The organism is Mucilaginibacter sp. GW822-FHT03E02, from assembly GCF_058801545.1.
The window spans coordinates 4,178,370-4,203,749 of sequence record NZ_JBXANJ010000001.1 but is presented as its reverse complement, the minus strand read 5'-3'; the positions used below and the strand labels follow the sequence as shown (position 1 = coordinate 4,203,749).

14 protein-coding genes and 1 tRNA gene are annotated in these 25,380 nt (G+C 44.1%); 10 read left to right on the top strand and 5 right to left on the bottom strand.

The annotated features are described in order from the left end of the window. Positions 1-14: 14 nt before the first annotated feature. Positions 15-1,616, bottom strand: coding sequence for an FAD-dependent monooxygenase (locus AC1RM2_RS17480; RefSeq protein ID WP_492986468.1), 1,602 nt, complete (start codon positions 1,614-1,616; stop codon positions 15-17). 3 nt (positions 1,617-1,619) lie between these two features. Next, complete coding sequence (locus AC1RM2_RS17475; RefSeq protein WP_492986467.1) at positions 1,620-2,330, bottom strand: SAM-dependent methyltransferase; 711 nt, start codon at positions 2,328-2,330, stop codon at positions 1,620-1,622. Between the two features lie 56 nt (positions 2,331-2,386). On the opposite strand from AC1RM2_RS17475, the gene AC1RM2_RS17470 reads away from it, so the two are divergent. Both AC1RM2_RS17470 and AC1RM2_RS17465 read left to right on the top strand, forming a co-directional pair. After that, on the top strand, positions 2,387-3,103 hold the full coding sequence (locus AC1RM2_RS17470; protein WP_492986466.1) for a hypothetical protein: 717 nt from the start codon (positions 2,387-2,389) through the stop codon (positions 3,101-3,103). 188 nt (positions 3,104-3,291) lie between these two features. Beyond that, positions 3,292-4,359, top strand: a complete 1,068-nt coding sequence (locus AC1RM2_RS17465) for an IS110 family RNA-guided transposase (RefSeq protein ID WP_492986465.1) — start codon at positions 3,292-3,294, stop codon at positions 4,357-4,359. 596 nt (positions 4,360-4,955) lie between these two features. Here AC1RM2_RS17465 and AC1RM2_RS17460 read toward each other — a convergent pair. Further along, positions 4,956-5,432: an Lrp/AsnC ligand binding domain-containing protein gene (locus tag AC1RM2_RS17460; RefSeq protein WP_076373882.1), complete on the bottom strand. Its 477-nt coding sequence runs from the start codon at positions 5,430-5,432 to the stop codon at positions 4,956-4,958. Between the two features lie 151 nt (positions 5,433-5,583). Between AC1RM2_RS17460 and AC1RM2_RS17455 the strand changes: the two genes are divergently transcribed. The 3 genes from AC1RM2_RS17455 (at position 5,584) to AC1RM2_RS17445 (ending at position 12,603) form a co-directional block, all read left to right on the top strand. Then, positions 5,584-5,695 (top strand) — tRNA-Asp (locus AC1RM2_RS17455). A gap of 571 nt (positions 5,696-6,266) precedes the next feature. Next, on the top strand, positions 6,267-8,780 hold the full coding sequence (locus AC1RM2_RS17450; RefSeq protein WP_492986464.1) for a hypothetical protein: 2,514 nt from the start codon (positions 6,267-6,269) through the stop codon (positions 8,778-8,780). Positions 8,781-9,180: 400 nt separating this feature from the next. Beyond that, positions 9,181-12,603, top strand: a complete 3,423-nt coding sequence (locus AC1RM2_RS17445; protein ID WP_492986463.1) for a ThuA domain-containing protein — start codon at positions 9,181-9,183, stop codon at positions 12,601-12,603. Positions 12,604-12,999: 396 nt separating this feature from the next. On the opposite strand, the gene AC1RM2_RS17440 is transcribed toward AC1RM2_RS17445, so the two are convergent. Next, complete coding sequence (locus AC1RM2_RS17440) at positions 13,000-13,206, bottom strand: DUF2683 family protein (RefSeq protein ID WP_477354749.1); 207 nt, start codon at positions 13,204-13,206, stop codon at positions 13,000-13,002. Between the two features lie 248 nt (positions 13,207-13,454). After that, positions 13,455-16,220 (bottom strand): substrate-binding domain-containing protein, encoded by a 2,766-nt coding sequence (locus tag AC1RM2_RS17435; RefSeq protein WP_492986462.1) that lies wholly within the window; start codon positions 16,218-16,220, stop codon positions 13,455-13,457. Positions 16,221-16,563: 343 nt separating this feature from the next. Between AC1RM2_RS17435 and AC1RM2_RS17430 the strand changes: the two genes are divergently transcribed. From AC1RM2_RS17430 to AC1RM2_RS17410, 5 genes are all read left to right on the top strand, one after another. Continuing rightward, on the top strand, positions 16,564-17,889 hold the full coding sequence (locus AC1RM2_RS17430; protein ID WP_492986461.1) for a sugar porter family MFS transporter: 1,326 nt from the start codon (positions 16,564-16,566) through the stop codon (positions 17,887-17,889). A gap of 14 nt (positions 17,890-17,903) precedes the next feature. Further along, entirely contained in the window at positions 17,904-18,812 is a 909-nt protein-coding gene (locus AC1RM2_RS17425; RefSeq protein WP_492986460.1) for a carbohydrate kinase family protein, read from the top strand. Between the two features lie 34 nt (positions 18,813-18,846). Beyond that, positions 18,847-21,987 (top strand): SusC/RagA family TonB-linked outer membrane protein, encoded by a 3,141-nt coding sequence (locus AC1RM2_RS17420; protein WP_492986459.1) that lies wholly within the window; start codon positions 18,847-18,849, stop codon positions 21,985-21,987. Positions 21,988-22,005: 18 nt separating this feature from the next. Next, positions 22,006-23,712 (top strand): RagB/SusD family nutrient uptake outer membrane protein, encoded by a 1,707-nt coding sequence (locus AC1RM2_RS17415; RefSeq protein WP_492986458.1) that lies wholly within the window; start codon positions 22,006-22,008, stop codon positions 23,710-23,712. A 97-nt stretch (positions 23,713-23,809) separates the two neighbouring features. Further along, entirely contained in the window at positions 23,810-25,342 is a 1,533-nt protein-coding gene (locus AC1RM2_RS17410; RefSeq protein WP_492986457.1) for a glycoside hydrolase family 32 protein, read from the top strand. Positions 25,343-25,380 lie beyond the last annotated feature (38 nt).

Sequence of the window (25,380 nt, the reverse complement as noted above, 5' to 3'; positions counted from 1 at the left end):
TTGGTACAAACTACCTACTGCCCACTGAAAAAACCCACCACATTCTGCAAATAATTATCCATCATATCTATATCCACCACATCATTTAAAAAGCCAATGTGCATATCGGGGCGCACGATGATGGCTTTTTTTTGATTGCCTTTAATCTCGAAAGTATCAAATACTGGCTGGTTTTTGGCCGATGGGGGCAGGTAAAAAAAGTTGAGGTTGGCCGGGTATTTTTGGGTTATCCATTTGGCAAGGGTAAACAGATCAATTTCCTGTAGCTTGCCAAGCGTTATGATGGTAAAGCCGGGTTTGCTGCACCATTCGTGCAGGTCGGTTTCCTGTTGTTTTTTTTCGTCGAAAACCTTGAGGTAGGGCAATCTGTCGCCTGTTTTAATGTGGGTAGCATGGCTCAGGTTTAAACTAATCTGGCTATCGCGATAGTTGATACCGGTTTGTGATATCCGTTTAAAAAAAGCCTGCTTTGACGCAGGCTTGCTCCATGCTTTTTTCAGCAATACAGGCAACAGCCATTTTTTAAATAGCCCAACAAACCAATTGCGCGAGAGGATCATTTTAAAAATGCGGTCGGTAGTGTTTAACAGCTCACGCGCCACGGGCATGCGCTCGGCGGCATAACTATCTAAAATAGATTCTTTCAACTGGCTATTAACAACCCCTGCTAATTTCCAGGCCAGGTTGTAGGCATCCTGCAAACCGGTATTCATACCCTGCCCGCCAACTGGCGAGTGGATGTGCGCGGCATCGCCTATTAAAAAGCAATGCTGCTCCCTGAATTTGCCCGCCATGCGGTGGTGCAGTTTATAAGTAGCAAACCAGTTGGCATGCGCTATTTTAATGCCGGCCCCGGTTATGGTATCCAGGTAAGGTAATACATCGTCCATTTGCAGCCCTTCGCGGTTGTCAAATTCATTGGGCAGGTTACCCACAATACGGCAATAATGCTCCTCGGGCATCAGGAAAAAAGCAGCGAACCCCTTTTTTGATAGATAGAGGCTCACTTTATCGCCCAAAACGTCCTCTATTTTAACATCGGCTACGTAAAACTGGTGTTGATAAGTGTCACCGTTAAAGGACAATTGCAATTGTTTGCGGATGGGGCTGCGCGCGCCGTCAGCGGCTACCAGCCAATCGCAGGTAAGGGTTTGCGTATCCGTGTCGGTTTGCAGTATCACGGTCGCCTTTGAGGCATCCTGCTCCGCACTTAGTAAAGTAGTATTCCAGTAAACGGGGCAGCAGTTAAGCGTTAAATAATCAAGCAGCAGGCGCTCGGTTTTGCTTTGCTGATACATATAAATGTATGGGAAGGCCGTTTGCCCTTCGCCAATGCCATCAAGGGCTAAGGATGCTACTTCAAGTCCCTCCTGGTTAATAACAGCCCCGGCAACTGCCTTGCTGCCGGCAATAACCCGTTCAATAACGCCCATCTGCCTGAAAATCTCCATCGAGCGGGCCTGCACAGCCAGCGCTTTCGACTTATCGGTGGGCCCTTGCTTACTATCAATAATTACGGGCTGCACCCCATAGCGCAATAGCTGGGCGGCCATCATTAATCCCGAGGGACCGGCACCTACTATCAACACCTGGGTATGTTGCTGCGTAATCTGCATGCTTTATCCGTGGAAGAGTAAAAATATGGTGGGGCGTTTATGCAGCTCGGGTACCTTCTTTTGCCAATCCATAATGGTTTTGGTTTGCACAAATTCAGTAGCCGCGGTAAGATCTGTAGCTATGCAAAGTTTTGTTTTGGGTGATGCCGTTTTTAGCACCTCTTCCAATAAAGAGTTATTGCGGAAAGGCGTTTCTATAAATATCTGTGTTTGATCAAGCCGGGTTGCCAAACTTTCCAGTTCCTTAATCTTTTTGCTGCGTAATACTTTATCAATAGGCAGGTAGCCGTTAAAGGTAAAACTTTGGCCGTTGAAGCCAGATGCCATCAGCGCCAATAAAATAGAGCTTGGCCCAACTAAAGGTACCACTTTAATACCCATGCGATGGGCTTTATCTACAATTTCGGCGCCGGGGTCGGCAATGCCAGGGCAACCGGCTTCGCTCATCAGGCCAACGTCGTTACCGGCTTGTAAGCCTTTAAAAAAATCGGCTTTGCCCATGTCGCGGTTATGTTTGCTGTAATCGTGGATGGTAAGCTCGCTTTGCGGGGTTTTTAAGCCGGCTTCTTTTAAAAACTTGCGGGCAGTTTTTTCATTCTCAACAATATATTCCTTAATACTGTTAATAGTATCAACCAGGTAGGGAGTAAATGATTTTGCGGCCGCTTCTTCGGCAAGGGGCACGGGTATTAAATAAAGGGTTCCGTAGGGCATATTGCAAAGTTGGTGTTTTTTGTTTAATTTAAGCTATTGAAAGGAGCCCGAAAAAGATGAAACCACTTAGCGTTAACTGGTTTATTGAAGGATACATTGACTTTGAACAAAAAAAGTACGTGTTATTAAGTTATCTGCAGGAAATTAACCGGCACTTTGATAAAAGCCGGCTCTATCCCAACCTGGCCGATTTAATATTTCACTATAATAACCTGGTAGATTTCAAGAAAAATAAATCGCTCATGCAGCAGGCCTTTCCGCAACGCCTTACCCAGGCCGATATTGATGCTGTTAAGCTCACCTACCAAAAAATTATCCAGGACGATCAAAGTATGCAGGAGATAGAGCAGATCATCGCCTATGCCATGGCCCAGATGAACCCCGCCATACAAATTGGTAAGGAGATTTATGACTTTGTAGAGAGCCGGTTGAATATAAACCCGATAGGTATTATGCCGCTGATGCCTTATCATGGCTATTTCTCGTTACGTAACGGTAAAGAGCGTACCGGTTTTATTTACGAATACCAGATCACAATTTTTGAAGGCAAGGACGATAAGTACCGTGGCATTAACATTAATTTTCTCGAAAACTACGAATATAGCATCGTGAACACCCCCGAGGCCATGAAGCTAAAACTCATCAACCGCAATAAATTTATGCCCAATCCGGCGGTATATTATGTGCACAGCGATATTACGTTTCCGTTGGAGCAAACGCTATTGCCCGTTGCCAAAAGGAGTTTGGTGAAATATATATCGAATGCTGCGTAATTGTCACTCCTTTAAACTGTCATTCTGAGGTACGAAGAATCTATTATACGCCATACAAATCACACTTGCAAAGCTTACGAACAGATCGTATGTATGAAATAGGTTAAGTTTAAGTAAAAAGAGTTCTTGAAAAAAAGGTTGTAGATTAATTGTGAAAACATTTAACAAACACTTTAAAACAAGAACTCATGAAACAAGGTACACAATTAGATTTTAGCGGTCAAAAGATTTTTGTAGGCATAGATGTTCACAAAAAATCGTGGAAGGTTTGTCTTCGGACAGCGCAAATGGAGCTTAAAACATTTTCGCAAAACCCGTCAGTAGCAGACTTAAGCAAACACTTAAAGGAGAACTATCCCGCGGCCACCTATCACGTTGTTTATGAAGCAGGCTTTTGCGGATTTAGCTATCAGCGAGATTTTAGTGACCAGGGGATCAACTGTATTGTTGTACATCCGGCGGATGTTCCTACAACAGACAAAGAGAAGCAACGCAAGTCGGATACTGTGGATTGTCGTAAGCTTAGTAAATCACTGAGCGACAACGGGCTTAAGGGTATCTTTATTCCAGGCATTGAACAGCAGGATGATCGCGGTGTTATCCGTGTTTATCAGCAGATGATAAAGGATCAAACCCGGTTTAAGAACAGGATTAAAGGACGACTTCATTTTCAGGGAATAACTATTCCGGGAGGAGATGATCATAAATACTGGTCGGCCAACTTTATTCAGTGGCTTAAAGGGCTGCCTTTAGCCCCCTCTGCAAAAGTAGGTTTAGATATATTACTCCTTGGATATGAGCAAAGCCGAAGCATGGTATTGGCAGCAACCAAACAGGTGCGGATCTTATCGCGCCAGGACCGGCATAAAGAGGGAATAACCTTACTTAGAAGTATTCCCGGAATAGGCGAGATCACAGCATTGTTATTTTCAACCGAGATTGGTGATATGAGTCGTTTTAAAGATTTAGACGACTTGTGTGATTATGTCGGCCTGGTGCCCAGGGTAAGCGGAAGTGGGGAAAAAGAAACCGTTATGGGTCTTACCCACCGTGGCCATCATCAGCTGAGAGAAAAACTTATTGAAGCAAGTTGGGTGGCTATACGATTGGATCCGGCTATGACGATGGCTTTTAATGATTATTGTAAAAGGATGAAAAAGAATAAAGCTATTATCAAAATAGCCAGAAAGCTGCTTAACAGGATTCGCTTTGTTATGAAAAACCAGGTAAAATATGTTACAGCAGTAGTTAAATAACTAACAGACTGATACCAGGTAAATAATCGATCTGTTTTTTTATAAAGCGGCAAACCGAACAGAAGCATCCGCAGCCCGCAAGGTGTCTGCATCGAATAGATTCCGGTTGCCCTTATTATCAGATAATATAAACGCGATCTTGCAGTCCGGCTACCGGTATCTGCTTATAGGAGATTGATTGAAGATTTATCAAGGAGTCTGCATCATAAAAACGGGTAAAGGTTTTTTTAGCCATTTCATGAACAGGATAAATAAAAAGGTCTCCTTGCGAGAGGCCCTTTATCCTTGGTTCAGCAGATCATATTGCTGGCAGGTTGTTCCTCAGCAGCGCCTGCTTCCTCTTTTGATCTGCACATGAAAATAAAAAAACATGGCCACGCTTTGGTTTTTTTATTGGAAAAATATAACTTTATCTAATCTATTATCGCTTTTCAAGAGCAATTGCCTTATTTACTGGCAAATTTCATCATAGGAGATGCTTCGTGCCTCAGCATGACAGGAAAAATATGACATTTATTCCATAAAAAAGACCGTTATCCCGGGCCTAAACCCAGATAACAGCCTTTCTTAAAAAATCGCGAATCGTTTGGTAATGGTTATTCTAAGGTAATCTGCCTCCTTATACTTTCTTCAAGCGATATGAAGGTTTCGGTACGTTGAATGCCTTTTACACCCTGTATCTGCTCGTTTAAAACCTCGCGCAGGTGGGTAGTATCGTGGCATACAATTTTGGCAAAAATACTCCACTCGCCGGTGGTATAATGCAGCTCAACTATCTCTTTTATAGTTTTTAACTGTTTTACAGCCTCGTTATATTGCGATCCCTTTTCCAGGTAAATACCCAAAAAAGCGGTAATATCATACCCTAACTTTTGCGGATCTACCTCCAGACTGGCACCCTTAATTACACCCATCTCCTCCAACTTTTTCATCCGCACGTGTATGGTTCCGCCAGAAACTATTAACTCTTTAGCTATCTCGGTGTATGGCGTGGTAGCATTTTTCATTAATATTGATAAAATCTGGATATCGAGATTATCAATTTCTAAATTTTGAGCTTTTCTGTGGGACATAAATTTGAATATCTATATTGAAATACAAGTTTAATTAAAATTTGAATAAAAATAAAATATTTTTGTTGAAATATTTGCAAGGAATTGACATCTCTCTTAAATTTGTATCAAGCAAATGACAATTGCCTATCGTTCTTTAAACAAAAAACAATGTTGGGTGGTGAAATTTTTGGCAGACACACCTCCTTGTCCCGGTGGCGGAGATCATAGAAAACCCGAAGCGGGCTAACTACTCTGTGGAGGTTCGAATCCTTCCCCAACAGCAAATCCATGAAAGACGGGATTTATATCATGTAGGATGGTGAAATTTTTGGCAGACACACCTCCTTGTCGCGGTGGCGGAGAAATTGGGAAACTTTTAGCAATAAAAATAACCACTCCGTGAAGGTTCGACCCCTTCTCCTACAGCTCTTCTCATAATTTAGGTTTATAATTGGTTAGTAAAGGCCCCTGCCCATCAGGGGCTTTGCTGTTTCTAAAGGTTTTTTACTCCATTTAGCCGTACACCTCATTATATCCCCTTCATATACCTACCACTTGTTGGCAAAAAACGCCACTTACTAAAACACGGTATCCGGTAAATTAATTCTTTTCAATTTTAAGCAGCCAGAGTACTTATGACTTAACACCAGGATAAATATTTAAACAGGCCAAAGTGTGTTGTTTTTAAGTACCCTTAAGGGCGGTTCGGCCGATATTGATGAAGCTGTAAAACTAATTGACTGGCAAAAACTAAGTGATTTGATTGGAAAATAACAGCCAAGTGCGGTGGCCAACAAGCGCCAGCGGAATCTGTACAATTGAAAACGAATAATTACGATTTAATAACTGGTCATGAAACGATGTATATGTTGCGGTTTTACTTTTTTGTTTGTGTTATGCGCGGGCATTGTTTATGGCCAGGCACCAACACAGGCGGAGGCCTTACGGATGGCACGCCGCATACGCACCATGACACCCGCACAAATCCTGAAATTTAGAGATTCGTTGATGAAGGCTGTAACGCAGCAACAGGCCCAGGCATTGCCAAACGGCAACCAGTTACTTGCTGTACACCATTACGATACTACCTACACCACCGTAAGATTTAATTACACTAAACTATCGTCGCAGCATAGGCGGGGTGGCGCTTCTGGCTCAACTGTTTACCGGGTTTATGGCAAATCGGCAAAAGCGCCTATGCTGTACGAAGCCAATGGGCATGTAATAGTGCAATGCAACATGACTCCGCCGGTTGCCGATGCCAGCACCCTGGATCAGGTGGCTGTCAAACTAAAAGAAAATCATCAATACATGACGCCCAGCCAGGCGGCCGCAGCTACAGACATCAGCAGGCAAATGTCGTTTTCGTCATTGGCGCTAAATGATAATTCGCTCACCGGGATGGCGAGCGAGAACGGGCAGTACAGTGGCAATGGAGGTACCACCGCCATTACCACCAAACCACCGGTTAAACGGATGATGTTTTCATTTATGTATGATCCTGTACAGGTGATATCAACGGTTGCCGCCGGTGCCGATATCAATATACACACAGTGAGCAGCGGCGATGGGCATACCAATTACAGTGATGATGCCGAAAGTATCGGGGTTGGTACGCAAACAGATCCCCGGCTGGCCAAAATGGTTGGGGGCGGGGCACCCCAAAGTAATCCGGATGATGCGTATATGACGGTTACCAAAACCGCACGCGGCTTTAAAATTCAATATACCAAAACACAGCATGATGATACTGCCGATGGCGATACTAAAGAAACCTTTACCGCCGATATAGGCGAACCCGATCAACAGTACGAGGCCGTGATAAAACCCTACAAATTTATGTACGAACACTGGATACCCAAGGGGCCGAAGGTAGATGGCAGCGACGACCGCAAAGGCGATGACAGCGCGCGGTTTATGTTGGTAGTGAGGGATAAAAACGACACAAATAAGCTATACGCCGGCAATTATAAAGTAACCTGGAAACTCAGAAACATAAGTGCTTACCAAGGATTCAACAGTAATTACCCACTGCTTGACAGCCGGCCCAATAAAAAAGCCGACATGAAAATGTCAGATTCGCTGATGCGTGGCCCCGAAAGCCAATCATTCAGCAGGGAAACGGTAACGGACAGCCTGGCCGTTTCAAAGGATGGCGAAGGCAATTTAGCTGTACTGCGTGTAATGTGCCTTGATTACGGCGCATGGGCCAAGGTAAAAGCCGATGTGACATTGGATAACGGCACCGAACTAACCGCCCGCCCTTACTATGACGAGGGCAAGGATTATTTGACACTGCCGTATGATTTAAACAACAACAAAATTGCCGATGAATGGGAAAAACGGGAACATATTTTCAGCGATTCATATGCTGTTAATTGGGATGAGGATGTTAAACCCGATAACCGCCACAACGGCGATAATATACCGCTAATAGACGAATACCGGGGATTTTTGGTGGAGGATGACGATTATAAGCCTGTTTATAAAAGGCTTTCGCCACAGGTGAAGGAGTTGTTTACCATTGGTTTGGCCGACAAAACAAAATATGGAGCTATTTATAAAACTGAAATTAAAGCTGGGGCTTTAGGATATGGTAAAATAAGTGGTGTGAGGGTTTATCATTTTACACAATCAAAGTACGCGCAGCGCGAGCCAAACAGCTCGAATGTTTTACCTTATGATCGTTGGGTAAACTACAACAGTCCTACCAGGATAATTACACATGAGGTGGCCATTTATGCTTTTGACGATTTGAATCCAAATACTGGCGAGGAGCATGTTGATGCCACAACTTACCCTGTTTGGAGTTTTGAGCGGCCCGGATACCAGGGCGCACAGGTGCCTGATGATACCGAGGGAATTTGTTTGTATACAGCAAACATGATAAAGTATGGTCCGTACCTGGCAACAGATTATCTTCCTGATCGCCCGCAGGGTAATGATGCATTTAACCGGCGTTTAAACAGCTATATAAAACATACTAATAATGCATTTCATTTAAGGATAGATACGTTACATCTTTCGGACGTGGTTGCCAGGGCTGCCAAACCGGATATTGCCAGGTTGATAGTCTTTACAGTTGCTCATGAACTTTGCCATGCCACTAACATTCACCATCACCATATTGCCGAAAAACTGAGCGACAAGGAAAATTATGCTTTTAAGGGCGTTTCTACCTGCCCGGTAAGATATTGGCTTAGTCATAGCTTTATTATACCCAATACCGTTGATTGGGAACAATTATACATAGTTCGCATATGGAACCCGGCCACTTTTACCACGCCATACGGACCAGCTGATATGATGAAACTTTGCACAGTAGGTGATAACTGTTTTGGCCAAATGAAGTTAAAAAATCAATAACAATAAACCAGCGTACAGGAACCGACAAAAACCAGCTTAATCCAAAAGTCATATGTACAGGGTAATGTTCATAATTACTACCAAGGCGTTACCATCATACTTTGCTGCGTTTTAACCAAGCGGTTTGTATCCGTTGCGTAAAGAATTTGCCATGAGCTGGATTAGTCAGGTCAATGGATTACCACGATCCAAATAAAAAAATAAAAAAATCTGATTCGTCCGATCTCAGTTCAGACAAAATTCTCCCACCAAATATTGTGTCATTGTTACACAATAGGTATTGACACTTCGATATTTAATTATAAATTTGATAAGTGCCAATAGATTGTATCATTTTGTCACAATAGCTCCTAAAACCAAGTTCTAAACACCAGTTTAACCCACATTCATAATAGTCGATATGAAAAAAATCGCCCTGTTGGTTCTTGTAGCGCTTAGCTGCATCTACTTATCATGTAACAAAGCCAGGCCCGGTAAACCGCGCGTGCTTATATTTTCAAAAACAATGGGCTTTCACCATGCATCCATAGATGCAGGGATAGCCGCAATTCAAAAATTGGGGGAGCAAAACGGGTTTGATGTAGATACTACCAAAAACCCGGCAATGTTTAATGATACAACCCTTAAAAAATATGCTACCGTTATATTTTTGAGCACCACCGGTGATGTGCTCGATTATCGACAGGAAGCGGCTTTTGAACGTTATATACAGGCTGGCGGCGGTTACGTAGGCATCCATGCCGCGGCCGATACCGAGTACGATTGGGGATGGTACGGCCGCCTAATGGGCGATTGGTTTTACGACCACCCCGGCATTCATGATAAAAACCCTAACGTACAATCAGGCACCTACAATGTAGTTGATGCCGATAACGACGCCACCAGGCACCTGCCCAAAGTGTGGAAACGTACTGATGAGTTTTACAGCTTTAAAAAGGCTTTGGCAGCTGATGTACATGTTTTAATTACCCTTGACGAAAGCACCTATAAAGGTGGTAAACGCATGGGGTTGCACCCAGCCACCTGGTATCATGATTTTGACGGAGGCCGCGCCTTTTATACTGCCATGGGCCATACCGACGAAACTTATAAGGACGATAATTACCTTAAAATGCTGACCGCCGGTATTAAATATGCCATTGGCGAAAATAAAGAACTGGACTACTCCAAAGCTAAAACCCAAACGCCGCCCGAAGAGGACAGGTTTGTGAAAACTCAGCTTTCGACCGGTGAATTTTTTGAGCCAACCGAAATGACCGTACTACCCAACCTGGATATCCTGGTGATACAGCGCCGGGGCGAGATTATGCGGTATGACCATGCTACCCAAAAAGTAAAACAGGTAGGCTTTTTTGATGTATACTGGAAAACATTGCACACACCGGGTACTAATGCCGAAGAAGGTATGCTTGGCCTGGCTAAAGACCCTGATTTTGCCAACAATAACTGGGTGTATATTTACTATAGCCCTGCCGATAGTTCGGTTAACCGCCTGTCGCGGTTTACGTTTAAGAATGATACGCTGGATAAAAAGACTGAGAAAGTGATATTGGAAGTAAAAGCCCAGCGTGAAATTTGTTGTCATACAGGTGGTTCAATAGCCTTTGGGCCGGGGCCTGATAAAATCCTGTTCTTCTCGGCAGGTGATAACTCAACCCCGTTTGATGAAAAAGGACAAAAATATGTGACCAGCGGCTATGCGCCTTTGGATGACAGGCCAGGTCACTTACAATTTGATGCCCGCCGGTCGGCAGGGAATACTAACGATTTACGCGGTAAAATTATGCGTATCAAAATTAAGGACGATGGTACTTACGATATCCCCGAAGGCAACCTTTTCCCTAAAGGCACGCCAAAAACCCGGCCCGAAATTTATGTAATGGGCGATAGGAATCCGTATAGGATCTCCGTCGATCAAAAAAATGGTAATTTATATTGGGGCGAAGTTGGCCCGGATGCACATAACGATAGCCTGGACACCCGCGGGCCGATGGGGTACGATGAAGTGAACCAGGCACGCCATGCAGGTAACTACGGTTGGCCGTATTTTGTAGGTGATAATAAGCCGTATCATATTTATGATTACGCCACAGGCAAATCGGGCCCGGCATTTGACCCTAAGCACCCGGTAAATAACTCGCGCAATAATACGGGGTTAACAGATTTGCCACCGGCGCAACCGGCATTTATATGGTACCCTTATGGGGCCTCGGCCGATTTTCCACAGGTAGGCGCGGGCGGGCGTAACGCAATGGCAGGCCCGGTTTATTATACCGATATGTTCCCGGCCGAAACCCGTTTGCCCGATTATTATAACGGAAAGTTTTTGGCTTATGAATGGATGCGCGGTTGGATAAAAGCCGTTAGCCTGACACCAGAAGGTGATTTTGATAAAATGGAGCCATTTTTCCCTGGTCTTAAATCAAACTCGATGATTGATATGGAAGTTGGCCCTGATGGCAGGTTGTATGGCCTGGAATATGGCAGCGGCTGGTTTACGCACAATCCCGATGCCGGTTTATTCCGGATAGATTATATTAAAGGGAACAGGCCGCCGATCATCAGCAGCGTAAAAGCCGATAAAAGTTCGGGATTGCTGCCTTTCACCGTAAAATTGACCGCCCAGGCCAAAGATCCCGAAGGCGACAAAATATCTTATAGCTGGACCATGGGCGACGGTACCACCAAAGAAACCGATGTACCGCAATTGAGCTATACCTATACCAAACCGGGCGATTATAAAATAAACGTTGAGGCCAAAGATGCAGAAGGCGCGGCAAGCAAGGGTAGCCCCGTTGAAGTTTATGCCGGTAACGAACAGCCTGTAGTATCGGTAAAACTAACCGGCGGTAATAAATCATTTTACCTGCCGGGCACACCACTTAGCTACGCGGTTACTGTTACTGACGGCGCGGCAACCAGTAAGGTTGATGCAAAACGTATTATAGTTAACGTTGATTATATTGATGGCTATAAAAAGCCTGTTGAAGCATCCCAACTGGAGCAAACAGCGCCCGAAAATACCGGCAAAACGCTTATGCTGAGCATGGATTGCAAAAGCTGCCATAAAGAGGTTGGCAAATCAATAGGCCCTGCGTTTATTGATGTAAGCAACAAGTACCAGAAAGATCCTGATGCCATGAACAAGCTAAGCCAGAAGGTTATCAAAGGCGGCGCTGGCGTTTGGGGCGAAACGGCCATGTCGGCCCACCCAAGTATCAAAAAGGGCGATCTGGAGCAGATTATTGGCTGGGTAATGTCGTTAGGAAAAGATAGTCAAAAGAAATCCTTGCCGCCAACAGGCACTATCATGCCTGATCCGGGCAAAACACCATCGGCCACTTTGGTATTAACAGCTAAGTATACAGATGATGGTACCGATGCAATTAAAGCCTTAACCGGAACCGGCATCGCTTCTTTAAACAGCAGTAACTACCTGTTCACCGGCGCCGAAAAAACAAATGGTTTTACCGGGTTTAAGTACAACGGTATGAATTTGATGATTATCCCGCCAGGTGAAGGTTGGTTTGAGGTTGACGATATTGACCTTACCGGTGTAAAATCAGTAAACCTGACTACATTCTGGCAGGCTGCACCAACATACGGTTTCAATTTTGAACTTCATGCTGATGCGCCGGATGGTAAGCTGATTGGTAAAGGCGGCATGCCAACGCCGGCAAAAAACCAAAAGGGGGGCATGGCGCATGTAACGGTTACCCCGGTTACTGATGGTAAAATGCACAAGCTGTTCTTTATTTATAAACCGGTAAAACCGGGTGCCCTGACGGCCGGTGTTACGGGCTTGATATTTAGCGCGAAATAAGACCCCGCCGCCAGCTTTTGACAGAGGCTGAAAAACAAGAAATCCCGGTAGTTAAACTTGCCGGGATTTCTTGTTTAATTTATAATTATGCTTTTTTTAGCGATTAGGAAATAATCAATGGATCTTGCCTGTTGTCCCAAAAACAAATTACCACAATTGTGTGATCATAAATTTTATATAACATTGAGCAATTTTTATGGAGCAGACACCTCCTCAGCTGTGTATGTTCTTCGACAACCGGATACAAGTAAGGTGTGGAAGATATTGTTTTTAAAGTGGAGGCCACTTTGTTTTTAAATTTCTTTACAAATCCGTTGCCCCATCTTGTGCGAAGTTGCCCAACAATATTTTGAAATGTTTCTTCGGCTTCAGGAGTAAACCTGACATCAAAGTTCATTATTCTGATAAGTGTTTTTGAGTAAATTCTTCCAGCGTAATACTTTTTCCGGCTTCGTATTGTTGCATTCCGCGACTGATACTTTCTGAGACATGGGGAGGGAATGTAACAGTGCTTGATTCAAACTGTACCTTCAATGCTTTCAATACAGCTTTAACTGTTTTCAGTTGCTCTGCACTTTCAGGATGTATAAGAATGCTTTCCATATAAACAAATATACAAAATCAGTACCTAAAATAATAGTAATCCAGAACTCAATGATTATTTTATAAAACTGGTTGCCTATAAAATTTTGAATTTTATAGCCTCAAAATGCTGCAATATATTCTCGCTCGGAACTGCAAACCAATATCGTCGGGTTACGGAGTTGTGAATATTATTTTGCCTTCAGCCGCCCACAAAAGGTTAAGCGGAGAACAGTGTTTTTGGCTGAGCCCATATTCCCATTCTCAACTTACAATGCCTGTTTCCTTTTAAACTCGCTCGGGGTACAATTGTACTGTGCTTTAAACACGGTTGAAAAATAATTGGGGCTGGCAAAGCCTACCATGTAGGTAATCTCGGAGATGGAATAGCCTTCGTGGGTGAGCAGGTACCTGGCCTTTTTTAGCCTTCGGGTTAAAATATAGTCGGTAATGCTGCAGCCTAACAGCGCTTTTACTTTACGGTATAACTGTACCCGCGATATGCCGATTGTTTTGCAGATATCATCTACATTAAAGTTTTCGTTGGCCAGGTTTTGCTCAACAATACCTGCAAAATCGTTAAGGAATTTTTTATCGAGCGATTTTGATGCAGGTATTTTGCCGTGGCTTACGTCGCTTGTAAAATGTTCTTTAAGTATCACCCTGTTTTTGATCAGGTTTTTTACTGTTGCCAGCAGCTGATCATAATTAAAAGGTTTTACCATGTAAACATCGGCCATGCTGCCAATGCCGTCAATTTGTTGCTCAACGCTGGCTTGCGCCGTAAGCAAAATAACGGGGATGTGCGATGTGCGGATATCTGTTTTAAGATTTTCGGTAATCGCTTTGCCCGACATGCCTGGCAGTACAACATCTGATATAATAAGGTCGGGCACTTTTTCAAATGCTTCTGCCAAACCCTGCAATCCATTATCTGCCGTGAACACTTCGTAATCGGCACCCAGTTTATCGGCAAGGTAGCCCAGCAAATCGACATTATCTTCAATTATCAGGATGGATTGCTCTTTAGGGCTGCCAAGGCCGGTCGCATCGGTTTTTATTTCGTCCTGTTCAAGGTCGGTAGTATAAATGCGCGAACGCTCGTCAATAGCAGCTGAGCTAACCGGTTTGCCATGCTGGCCGGTGCTATAATTGTAAGGGTTGCCCAGTGGCAGTGTAATGGTAAAAATAGTTCCATGCCATTTTTTACTGCTTACCTTAATGCTGCCATGATGCAACAAAACAATCTCTTTGGATAAGGAAAGCCCCAGGCCGGAGCCCTTCGCGTTGCCATTATCGGCCTGGTAAAACTGGTCGAAAATGTGTTCGGCCTCTTCTGGTTCCATGCCTATACCGTTGTCCTGGACGGCTATTTCAACATGGTCGGTGTTTAGGGTAAAGGTTACCAGGATGCGGCCGTTATCTTTAATAAACTTAAGGGAATTGGATAACAGGTTAAAGAAAACTTTATCAAGCATATTGGCATCAAACCAAACATTTATGTTTTTCTCTGCCGATGTTAAACTCAGGCTGATGTTCCGCTTGCGGGCATTGTGCTGAAAGCTATCCATGATATCGGTAACAAAAGCTACCAGGTTGTTTGGCGCCGCGTTAATTTGCTGTTTATCGTATTCAATTTTGCGGTAGTCTATCAGCTGGTTAACCAACCTTAACAGCCTGAACGTATTTTTATGGATTAGCTTTAAATTTTTGCCGCCTATAATATTCAGCTTCTCGTTTTTCATCATATCCTCAACCGGCGATAGGATGAGTGTTAAGGGCGTACGGAACTCGTGCGAGATATTGGTAAAAAAGTTCAGCTTGGCTTCGGTGGCAACCTCGGCCCTGGCCGACATTTCTATCAGTTGGTTGCGCTGCAGCAAAATCTCGTTGTTTTTTACTTCCAGGCTTTTATTAATCTTTCGGTTCTCCATCAGCCAGTAAAAGGCAAGCCCCCCAAAAACAATGGCCAACACCAGCGTTATTACAATAATATTTAAAACCAGCTGCTGGCTGTTGTAAACCTGCCGCTGCTCTTCTAATAGTGATTGCTGCCTTTCAATATCCTTTTGCTGGCTGTTAATTTTGTTCCACTGCATTTTCATGAGCTGCACATTGGTTGAATCGATAACCAGCGACTGCAGGATATTTTCTTTAGCAAAGGCTTCTTTATTCAGGATCCTGAATGCGGTGGTAATGGCCTCTTTACCGCCGGTGGGGTATACCAAACTGGCATCAATAGTTTTTGATGCCACCATTTGCAGGCCGCCGCCGGCTCCGGGCATAGCGTCGACCCCTAATACTTTAACGTGGTGGTTTAAATGCAGGTTGTTTAGCACCTCCCTGGATGCGCCTGCCATTACATCATTGTGGGCAAACAGGGCATCGGCTGTTTTTAAATCGGGCTGTACCTGGTAAAGTTGTTTTTGGGCATGGTCCTTCAGCCAATCGCCATAAACCTGGGCTTTGATATGGATATTATTAAATTTAGCCAGGGCATCGCTAAAGCCCCTGTGCCGTTCAATTGCAGGCGAAGAACCGGGCAGGCCCATCACCTCTACAATATTACCCGTGCCTTTTAAATTACTGCCAATGTATTCGCCGGCCATTTTGCCAATCTGGTAATTATCGGCGCCCACATAGGCTGTGTAAAGGTCAGATGATGTTTTACGGTCAATTACAATTACCGGGATGCCTTTATTATAGGTTTGCTCAACTATACCGGTTAAAGGTTGTGCTTCGTTGGGCGATATGATGAGCAGGTCGATGCCTTCGTTCAGCATTTGCTTCACCTGTTCAATTTGTTTTTTGCTGCTGTTATCGGCATCGGCATAAATAAAACGGGCATCGGGATGTAACGAAAGCTCCATTTTCATTTCGTCCAGCATATTGCGCCGCCACAAGTCAGAGCCTACACATTGCGAAAAGCCAATTGTATACTGTGATGTTTTGTCGGCTTTTTTACAGCCGGTAAACACCATGAGTATGCATATGGTTGGCAATAACAGGTTGCGCAATTGATGAAGCAAAGCCATTAAAAAATATTAAGTAAAAGTTTAAGCACGGTTTTATTGGTTAATACAATTCTTTTTGGGGAGGATGTATACAAAAGTATCGATAAATGTTTTTACAATACAAATAACAACCCCCGGTCGCAGGCTATCCCTTGTATCATAATGTATCAAAACTGGAAATACCGTGTATCAAAATCAAACATCCGGATGGTACAGGATTAAAGATAAATTTTATTGTGCTGATAATCAAATAATTAACTCCGTTTTAATTTTTGTACTGTTTTGGAATAAAATCGATAACTGCCGCCTTGCATATCGCCCTACTTTGCAACCGTAAATCCAATTAACACCTTTTATAATTATTATGAGAAAACATTCCGTCCTGGCCTGGTCCATGGTGGTGGCCCTTGGTGGCTTCCTTTTCGGGTTTGATACCGCTGTAATATCGGGCGCCGAAAAATCTATCCAGCAATTCTGGCACCTGTCTGTCATGGAGCATGGGCTTACTATATCTATCGCGCTTATTGGTACTGTAATTGGTTCATTGTTCGGCGCAAGGCCATCAGATATCTTCGGAAGAAAAAATACTTTATACTTTGTAGCTGCAGCTTACCTCCTATCGTCAATAGGTACAGCAATGGCCGATAACTGGTACCTGTTTTTAGCGTTCAGGTTATTGGGCGGCCTGGGTGTAGGCATATCATCGGTAACAGCCCCTATTTATATTTCAGAAGTGTCGCCTGCAGATAGGCGGGGGCGTTTGGTTGGTTTGTTCCAGTTTAATGTGGTACTGGGTATCCTAATCTCGTACCTATCCAACTACCTCATTAGCCAGGGCGGCGAGGCTTCATGGCGTTGGATGCTGGGTGTACAGGCCTTTCCATCGGCTTTGTTTTTAGCGCTCATTTATTTTATACCCGAAAGCCCCCGCTGGCTCATCCTCAAAAAAGGCGAAACAGGCCGGGCGCTTGAAATATTGCGTGTAATCAATCCGCTCAATTGCGAGCAGGAATTGGCTGCTATCAAAAATTCTACCCTTCATGACACTGCTTCAAGCGGCAATCTTTTCTCGGGCCAATATAAAACACCGGTAATATTAGCGGTACTCTTTGCCTTTTTTAACCAGGTATCGGGCATCAACGCTATTATATACTATGCGCCCCGCATATTTGAAATGGCCGGGCTTGGTGCGCACTCTTCGCTGCTATCCACAGTTGGCATCGGGTTAATCAATTTCATATTCACCCTGCTGGGCATCAATATTATTGATAAGGTGGGGCGCCGTACATTAATGCTGGTTGGCTCATTCGGGTTAATAGCATCGCTATTCATGGTGGCGTTCACGTTTTACTCGGGCCACATGAGCGGGTTTGCAATCCCTGTTTATATGATGTTGTTCATCGCCTTCTTCGCCTTTTCGCAGGGGGCGGTTATCTGGGTTTTTATATCCGAAATTTTCCCCAACCAGGTACGTGCCAAAGGACAAACATTGGGTAGCTCAACTCACTGGGTAATGGCCGCGATAATAGCTTTTTGTTTCCCCTACCTGGCCGAGTCGTTAGGTGGAGCGGTTACCTTTTCCTTTTTCTGTGTGATGATGGTATGCCAGCTCATCTTCGTGTGGAAGTTTATGCCCGAAACCAAAGGCCGTTCATTGGAGCAGATAGAAACTAACATGGTAATGCATTAATAATTGAAATAACGATGACCCCGCAAACCAACATAACACCCCCGGCCATTTGCTACGGCGAAATCCTTTGGGATGTATTGCCCGATGGCCCGCAGCCCGGCGGCGCATTGCTTAACGTGGCTTATCACTTAAATAAACTGGGTATGCCCACCAGCCTGGTAAGCAAAATAGGCAACGATGCCAACGGCCGCAAGCTGGAAAATTTGATGGACGGCTGGGGAATACCAAAACATTTACTGCAAACCGATACCGAGCATCCAACCAGCCAGGTAATTGCCAAAATGAATAATGGCAACGAGGTATCGTACGAGATAGTTTTCCCGGTGGCCTGGGATTTTATAAGCGATAGCGCGCATATCATCAGCCACTTGCAGCCATCAACCTACCTGGTATATGGCAGCCTGGCATCGCGTAACAGCATATCGCGTAATACCCTGTTTGAATTGTTGGAGCGTGATGCTATTAAAGTATTTGATATTAACCTGCGCCCGCCTTTTTTCAGCCGCGATTTGCTGGAAGAGCTTTTGCGCAAAGCAGATATTGTAAAATTTAACCAGGCCGAACTGGAAATGGTGCAGGGCCTTTTCAGGGGATCATTCGGCAAAGAATCGGAACAGATCAGGCTTATACAGGACCACTTTAACATCCCCGAGATTGTAGTTACCAAGGGCGAGTTTGGCGCATCGTACTACAAGCAGGATAAGGCCTATCATGTTGCCGGCCGCGAAGTAAAAGTTACAGATACCATTGGCAGCGGCGATTCATTTTTGGCCGCGTTTATTGCCAACCATTATAACGGCGTACCGCCGGAAACCTTGTTAAAAAACGCAATAGCGATGGGTGGCTTTATTGCAACAAAGAAAGGAGGTTGTCCCGATTATAAAATAACAGATTATCAAGACTTTAAAAGCCAATTATTTTAAATAAACCATACCTAATAAACTTAATTAAAAACCAATGAGAAAATTATTACTTATTTGTTCCCTGCTTATACTGCTCATAAGTAAGGGGTATGCGCAATCCCGCGTCATTACCGGGACTGTGCTGGATAACGCATCAAAGCCAATGGATGGCGTTACCATTGTGGTTGTTGAAACCCAAAAATCAACGCTATCAGATGCCAGCGGAAAATTCAGCATCACGGCAGCAACCGGGCAATCTATCAGGTTTTCATATGTGGGCACCAAACCGATACTTGTAACAGTTGCCGCCGATACCAAAGTACTTGATGTGGTATTTAAAGATGCCGCAACCACCTTGAATGAGGTAGTAGTAACCGGTTATACATCCGAAAGGAAGAAAGACCTGACGGGCGCCGTGGCCGTTGTTGATTTAGCACCGGTAAAAAACAACAGCTCGGGTAATACCATGCAAGCTTTGCAGGGCAGGGTTGCCGGTTTGTATATCGAGAAAGATGGATCGGCCAATGGCTCAACCAGCAGGATACTGATCAGGGGTGCAAATACCCTGGGCAATAACAACCCTTTATATGTTATTGATGGTATACCCACCACCAGGCCCGAAGTTTTTCAAAATTTATCACCTTCAAACATTGCATCGGTACAGGTACTTAAGGATGCTTCGTCTGAGTCAATTTACGGGTCAAGAGCATCCAATGGCGTTATCATTGTTACCACAAAAAACGGCGGCAATACCCAGGGCAAAGTCCTGTTCCAGTTTAATAACAGTACATCTGTCCAGTCAGAAAAATCGTTGCGGTTTAAAATGCTGAATTCGACAGACAGAGGTAAGGCGCTATGGCAGGCATCTGTAAACGATGGCCAGGACCCGGCTGCCGGTTATGGCGATATATACACTTTTAACTGGAACGGTAATTATAACAACCCGGTTTTAAACAGTGTTACCCCCAAACAATTTGTAGGTGGCGACCCTAATACCCCTGCCGGCAATACCGATTGGCAAAGTGTATTGTATAAAACAGCCATGGTTTATAACAATGATTTCACAGCATCGGTAGGCAACAAAAACGCATCACTTGAAATTAACTTTGGCAACATCAAAAACACCGGCCTTGTTAGGTTTACAAAATACAACCGTACTACAGGTAGCATTAACGGTGTGGTACGCGCCTTTGACAACAAAGCTACTTTTGGCGTAAACTTAAAAATAACCAACTCAAACGAGACGCTTACTACCACAGATTTGGGCGGCGCGGCAACCACCTTTTTGGCGGTAACACTGGCACCTACTATACCAGTATATCAAAAAGATGGTGTTACTTATGCAGGCGAATCTGGCGCGGGATACTCTGACAGGAATAACCCGCTGCACATGCAGGATTTAGCCAAGTGGAACAATGCTAACCGGGTAAATACATTTGGTAATGTTTTTTTAGAAATACAACCCATTAAAAACCTGTATTTCAAATCGAATTTTGGTGCCGATAATTCAAATTACCTGAATAAGGTGATAACACCAACTTTCCAGGAAGGTGCCCTGGCGCGTACAACCAATAGCTTGTTTTTTGACCAGAACCATTACCTGAGCACTACTTTTTCAAACACGTTAAGGTATAACTACGATTTAACCACCAACAACCATTTTAAATTATTGGTTGGTACCGAGTATATTAAAACCTTTACCGATTTTCAGACCACCCTTAAACAAGGCTACGCCATACAAACCGAAGATTATTTTACCTTAGATGCCGGTACAGGCAATACTATAGTTACCGGCCGCTCTACCGGGAATAGCTTGTTTTCGCAGTTTTCGCGGTTAGATTATAATTATGCCGGTAAATACTTAGCCTCGGTAACCATACGCCGCGACGGTTCATCAAGGTTTGGTTCAAACAACCAATATGGTATTTTCCCGTCAGCTTCCTTCGGTTGGAAAATTGACCAGGAAAGCTTCATGAAAAACAACACCATCTTTTCGGAATTAAAACTAAGGGCAGGTGTGGGCCGTGTAGGTAACCAGGAAATAGGCGATCAATCGCGCTTCGCGCTTTATGATACCCGCTATGGTACCACTCAAAATCAGTTAACCCCGGGCTTTTGGGAGCAGTACATGAATGTTGGTACTGCTTACTCACTTTCTGGTGCCAATACAGGATCGTTACCTTCGGGCTTTGTGCAAACCCAGGCTGCCAATCCAGGCCTAAAATGGGAATCTACCGAAGAGCTAAATGCCGGGCTTGACTTTGCCATCCTGAACGATAAGATCTCGGGATCATTTGACTATTTTACCCGCAGAACTACGGGGATACTAATTACACCTCCAATTGCGTCGGCCTTGGGCGAAGGGCAATCAAAAACCGTTAACGGGGCCTCAAAAAGCAATAAAGGCTGGGAGTTTTTAATAACCTATCATGGCCAGCAATCAGGCGATTTTAATTACAATGTAACTTTAAACTTTTCGCACTTCAGAGACAAAATCACTGATTTGCCTGAGAATGTTAGGCCGGCCTATCCGGGTAACATAGCTAATACCATTATAGGACATTCGCAGTTTGACATATTTGGATATAAAACTGCCGGTCTTTTCCAATCGCAGGCCGAAGTAGATGCTGCCCCAACACAAATTGGCGCGGGGCCGGGCAGAATAAAGTATGTTGATGTAAACCACGACGGAAAAATTGATGCCAACGATCAAACCTGGATAGGAACTACGCTACCTGCTTTGGAGTACGGTGCAAGAATCGACCTGACCTATAAAAAATTCGATCTGTCTATATTTGGTTCGGGGGTTGCCGGCCGTAAAGGGTTCGATGTATATACCCTGTACAATAACCTGATGCATAGCCGCGAAAATGTTGGTCCCGGCGTATTTAACGGCTGGACACCACAGCATACCAATACAAACGTACCGGCATTAACACTAAAAGACAATAACAATGAAGGCCGCACTTCTGATTACTTTATTGTAAACACATCTTACTTTAAACTCCGCAACATTCAAATTGGATACACCATTGTGCCTAAAGCGGTATTTACCAGGCTAAGAGTGTTCGCGATGGCCGAAAACGTGTTTACGTTGAAAAGCAAAAGCTATTTAAGCCCCGATCCTGAACGGATTGACCTCGGCCCGGTTCCAATTCCTAAAGTTTTCAGTTTTGGTATCAACGCATCATTTTAACGATATAAACTATTCAGTATGAAAGCAAAAATATTTTTCACAGCTGTTTTATCCGGACTGATCATCTTCAGTTCATGTAAAAAAGCGTTAGACTATACACCAAAGGGTGTGTTGTCTTCATCAGATTTAAAAACCCCAACCGCTATTGAAGGTTTGGTAACCGCAGCCTATGCCGCTATTGGCAACGGCGATATGATAGGCCCCATATACAGCGATTGGGCTTACGGCAGCGTTCGCTCAGATGACGCCTATAAAGGCGGCGGCGGTACCGGTGATGTTGGCGAAGTTGACGCGCTGGAGCATTACAACCTGGTAACCCCATCAATGGATGCCTTTGTTTCACGTACCTGGAAAAATTTGTTCAAATCTATTTCAAGGGCAAATGTGGCGCTAAGGGCAGTTAATTCGCTCTCTGATGCAGATTACCCTAATAAGAAAACACGTTTGGCCGAGTTGAGATTTTTACGTGCCCACAGCTATTTTACCATGAAACTGCTGTATAAAAACATTCCAATTTTTGATGAAAACGCGACGGCGGATGATATCCTGAAAGTTTCAAACACCTTGTCAAATGAGGATTCATGGAATAAAATTGCAGCCGATTTTCAATACGCCATCGATAATCTTCCGGTGACTCAACCCGAGCTGGCAAGGGCAAATAAATTAAACGCCCAGGCTTATTTAGCAAAGCTTAGATTATACCAGGCCTATGAGCAGGATGATAAGCATCATGTAACCAATATCAATAAAACAAGGTTACAGCAGGTGGTTGATCTTACACAGGCTGTTATCGCATCGGGTAAATATTCATTAAGCAGCGATATTGCTAATAATTTTTTACCGGAAACTGAAAACGGCCCCGAGTCGGTATTCGCTATTCAATTTACGATCAATGATGGCACCACCGCCGGGCGTATGAATTTTGAAGATGGTTTAAATTATCCGCACGGTGCGCCCCAGTACGGCTGTTGCGGTTTCCACGCTGCCAGCCAGAACCTGGTGAACGCGCATACTACCGATGTTAATGGTTTGCCTAACTTTGATACATTTAACAATAGCAATGCCGATTTAACAAAAGTAACGGTTGACCCAAGATTAGACCATACCGTTGGTATCGACGGCCATCCGTATAAGTACGACAACACAAAACCATTTAGCAACAGCTGGGTGCGCGATCCTGGTGTTTACGGAAATTTCCACACCATGCGTAACCAGCAATTGGCTACCAGCTCATCATATTTTAAGCTTGGTCCGTTCATGGGGTCGGCAAAAAATTATGATATCATCAGGTACGATGATGTACTGCTTATGCAGGCCGAAGCTTATATTGAGCTGGGGCAGCAGGCAAGTGCATTACCGCTCATTAATCAAATAAGAAACCGTGCGGCGGCAAGCACCGGGAGGCTTAAAAAAATAGATGGTACCTTTCCATCCAACTATAACGTTAAACCTTATAGCATTGCCAACTGGACACAGGATTACGCCCGCAAAGCGCTGCAATGGGAAAGGCGCCTGGAGTTTGCCACAGAAGGAGCACGCTTTTTTGATTTAGTTAGATGGGGTATTGCCGAGAAAACTTTAAACGACTATATCAATATTGAAAAAGGTAGAAGAACCTTCCTGGCTACCGCTAAATTTACGGCGGGCCGGGATGAGTACCTGCCTATACCACAATCGGAAATTACATTTACCAACGGTTTATACAAACAAAATCCGGGGTATTAAATTTGTTAGAACATACAGGTGCCCCGGTTTTTAATTATGCCGGGGCACCTTTAATACACGCTAAAGTTCATCTGCCTAAATTAAAAGAACTTCAATTATGACAACAAAAACCGGCATCACGTTACTGATGGCCTTTATGATGATTACCATGGTTAGTAAAGCGCAGGATAAATCAGGAGGAGTAAGCTACCAGGAGCCGCACCGGCCGCAGGTGCATTTTTCGCCGGAGGAGCATTGGGTAAATGATCCTAACGGGATGGTTTACTTTAACCATACTTATCATTTGTTTTTCCAATATTATCCAAAGGATATTATTTGGGGACCAATGCATTGGGGGCACGCGGTAAGTAAGGACCTGGTACATTGGAAAGAACTGCCTATCGCTTTATATCCGGATAGCCTGGGGTATATTTTCTCAGGCAGCGCGGTGGTTGATTCCAACAACACTTCGGGCTTTGGTAAAAATGGAAAAATTCCGATGGTAGCTATCTTTACCCACCATGATCCGAAGGGAGAAAAAGCAGGAACGGAAGTTTTTCAGAACCAAAGCATTGCATACAGCCTGGATGAAGGGAGCACCTGGACGAAATATGCAGGCAACCCGGTACTTAAAAATCCGGGGATTAAGGATTTCAGAGATCCTAAAGTGATGTGGTACCCCAAACAAAAAAAATGGGTAATGACCCTGGCCACCAAAGATCATATTACCTTTTACTCGGCACCTGATTTAAAAACCTGGAAAAAGGAGAGTGAGTTCGGTTTAAGAGAGGGAGCGCACGGCGGGGTATGGGAGTGCCCCGACCTGTTCCCTTTAAAGCTGAACGGCAAAACATACTGGATACTGGTGGTAAACCTTAACCCCGGAGGCCCTAACGGAGGCTCGGCTACGCAATATTTTGTGGGGAGCTTTAACGGGCACCAGTTTACGCCGATGGATACCCAAACGCGCTGGCTGGATTATGGCCCCGATGAGTATGCAGGCATTACCTGGAGCAATACCGGCAGCCGCAAAATTTTCCTTGGCTGGATGAGTAACTGGGAATATGCCAACCAGGTACCCACCCAAAAATGGCGCAACGCCATGACCATTCCGCGCGATTTGCGTTTAAAACAAAGTAAACAAGGTATCGTGATCGCATCGGCCCCGGTTCCTGAGTTAGTTAATATCAGCGCCAATACATCTGTATCAAAAAACGTGGCAGTTAATAAAATACTTGAGTTAACCGGCAAGGTGAATAAATTAAAAAGCCAATACGTTTTAAAGTTAACCCTTGCCCAGTTAAAGGGCTACACTATCAAACTGTATAACAAAAAAGGAGAAGAAGTATTAATTGGATACGATGATGTTAAGGGTCAGTATTTTATCGACAGGACAAAGTCAGGCAAGGTGGATTTTCAAAAAGACTTCTCGGGCCGGTTTACTGCCCCAAGATTGAGTACAACAAAAAGTTCCGACCTGACCATTGTAGTTGATAAAGCATCCGTTGAGCTTTTTGCCGATGGAGGCCTAACCACCATGACTGCTGTTTATTTCCCAAATGAGGATTTCACAGGCCTGGCTATAAATGTAGATGGAAAGCTGAAATTAAACACACTTACCGTTACCGGGTTAAAATCGATTTGGAAGTAGCACATTTAGCTATCTGCTGTCATTGGAAAAGCAAAAGA

Bases quoted from the DNA above. Each gene is read 5' to 3' on its own strand.
- AC1RM2_RS17435 (WP_492986462.1), bottom strand. From the start codon at position 16,220: ATGGCTTTGCTTCATCAATTGCGCAACCTGTTATTGCCAACCATATGC.
- AC1RM2_RS17415 (WP_492986458.1), top strand. From the start codon at position 22,006: ATGAAAGCAAAAATATTTTTCACAGCTGTTTTATCCGGACTGATCATC.
- AC1RM2_RS17480 (WP_492986468.1), bottom strand. From the start codon at position 1,616: ATGCAGATTACGCAGCAACATACCCAGGTGTTGATAGTAGGTGCCGGT.
- AC1RM2_RS17470 (WP_492986466.1), top strand. From the start codon at position 2,387: ATGAAACCACTTAGCGTTAACTGGTTTATTGAAGGATACATTGACTTT.
- AC1RM2_RS17465 (WP_492986465.1), top strand. From the start codon at position 3,292: ATGAAACAAGGTACACAATTAGATTTTAGCGGTCAAAAGATTTTTGTA.
- AC1RM2_RS17460 (WP_076373882.1), bottom strand. From the start codon at position 5,432: ATGTCCCACAGAAAAGCTCAAAATTTAGAAATTGATAATCTCGATATC.
- AC1RM2_RS17430 (WP_492986461.1), top strand. From the start codon at position 16,564: ATGAGAAAACATTCCGTCCTGGCCTGGTCCATGGTGGTGGCCCTTGGT.
- AC1RM2_RS17445 (WP_492986463.1), top strand. From the start codon at position 9,181: ATGAAAAAAATCGCCCTGTTGGTTCTTGTAGCGCTTAGCTGCATCTAC.
- AC1RM2_RS17450 (WP_492986464.1), top strand. From the start codon at position 6,267: ATGAAACGATGTATATGTTGCGGTTTTACTTTTTTGTTTGTGTTATGC.
- AC1RM2_RS17410 (WP_492986457.1), top strand. From the start codon at position 23,810: ATGACAACAAAAACCGGCATCACGTTACTGATGGCCTTTATGATGATT.
- AC1RM2_RS17420 (WP_492986459.1), top strand. From the start codon at position 18,847: ATGAGAAAATTATTACTTATTTGTTCCCTGCTTATACTGCTCATAAGT.
- AC1RM2_RS17440 (WP_477354749.1), bottom strand. From the start codon at position 13,206: ATGGAAAGCATTCTTATACATCCTGAAAGTGCAGAGCAACTGAAAACA.
- AC1RM2_RS17475 (WP_492986467.1), bottom strand. From the start codon at position 2,330: ATGCCCTACGGAACCCTTTATTTAATACCCGTGCCCCTTGCCGAAGAA.
- AC1RM2_RS17425 (WP_492986460.1), top strand. From the start codon at position 17,904: ATGACCCCGCAAACCAACATAACACCCCCGGCCATTTGCTACGGCGAA.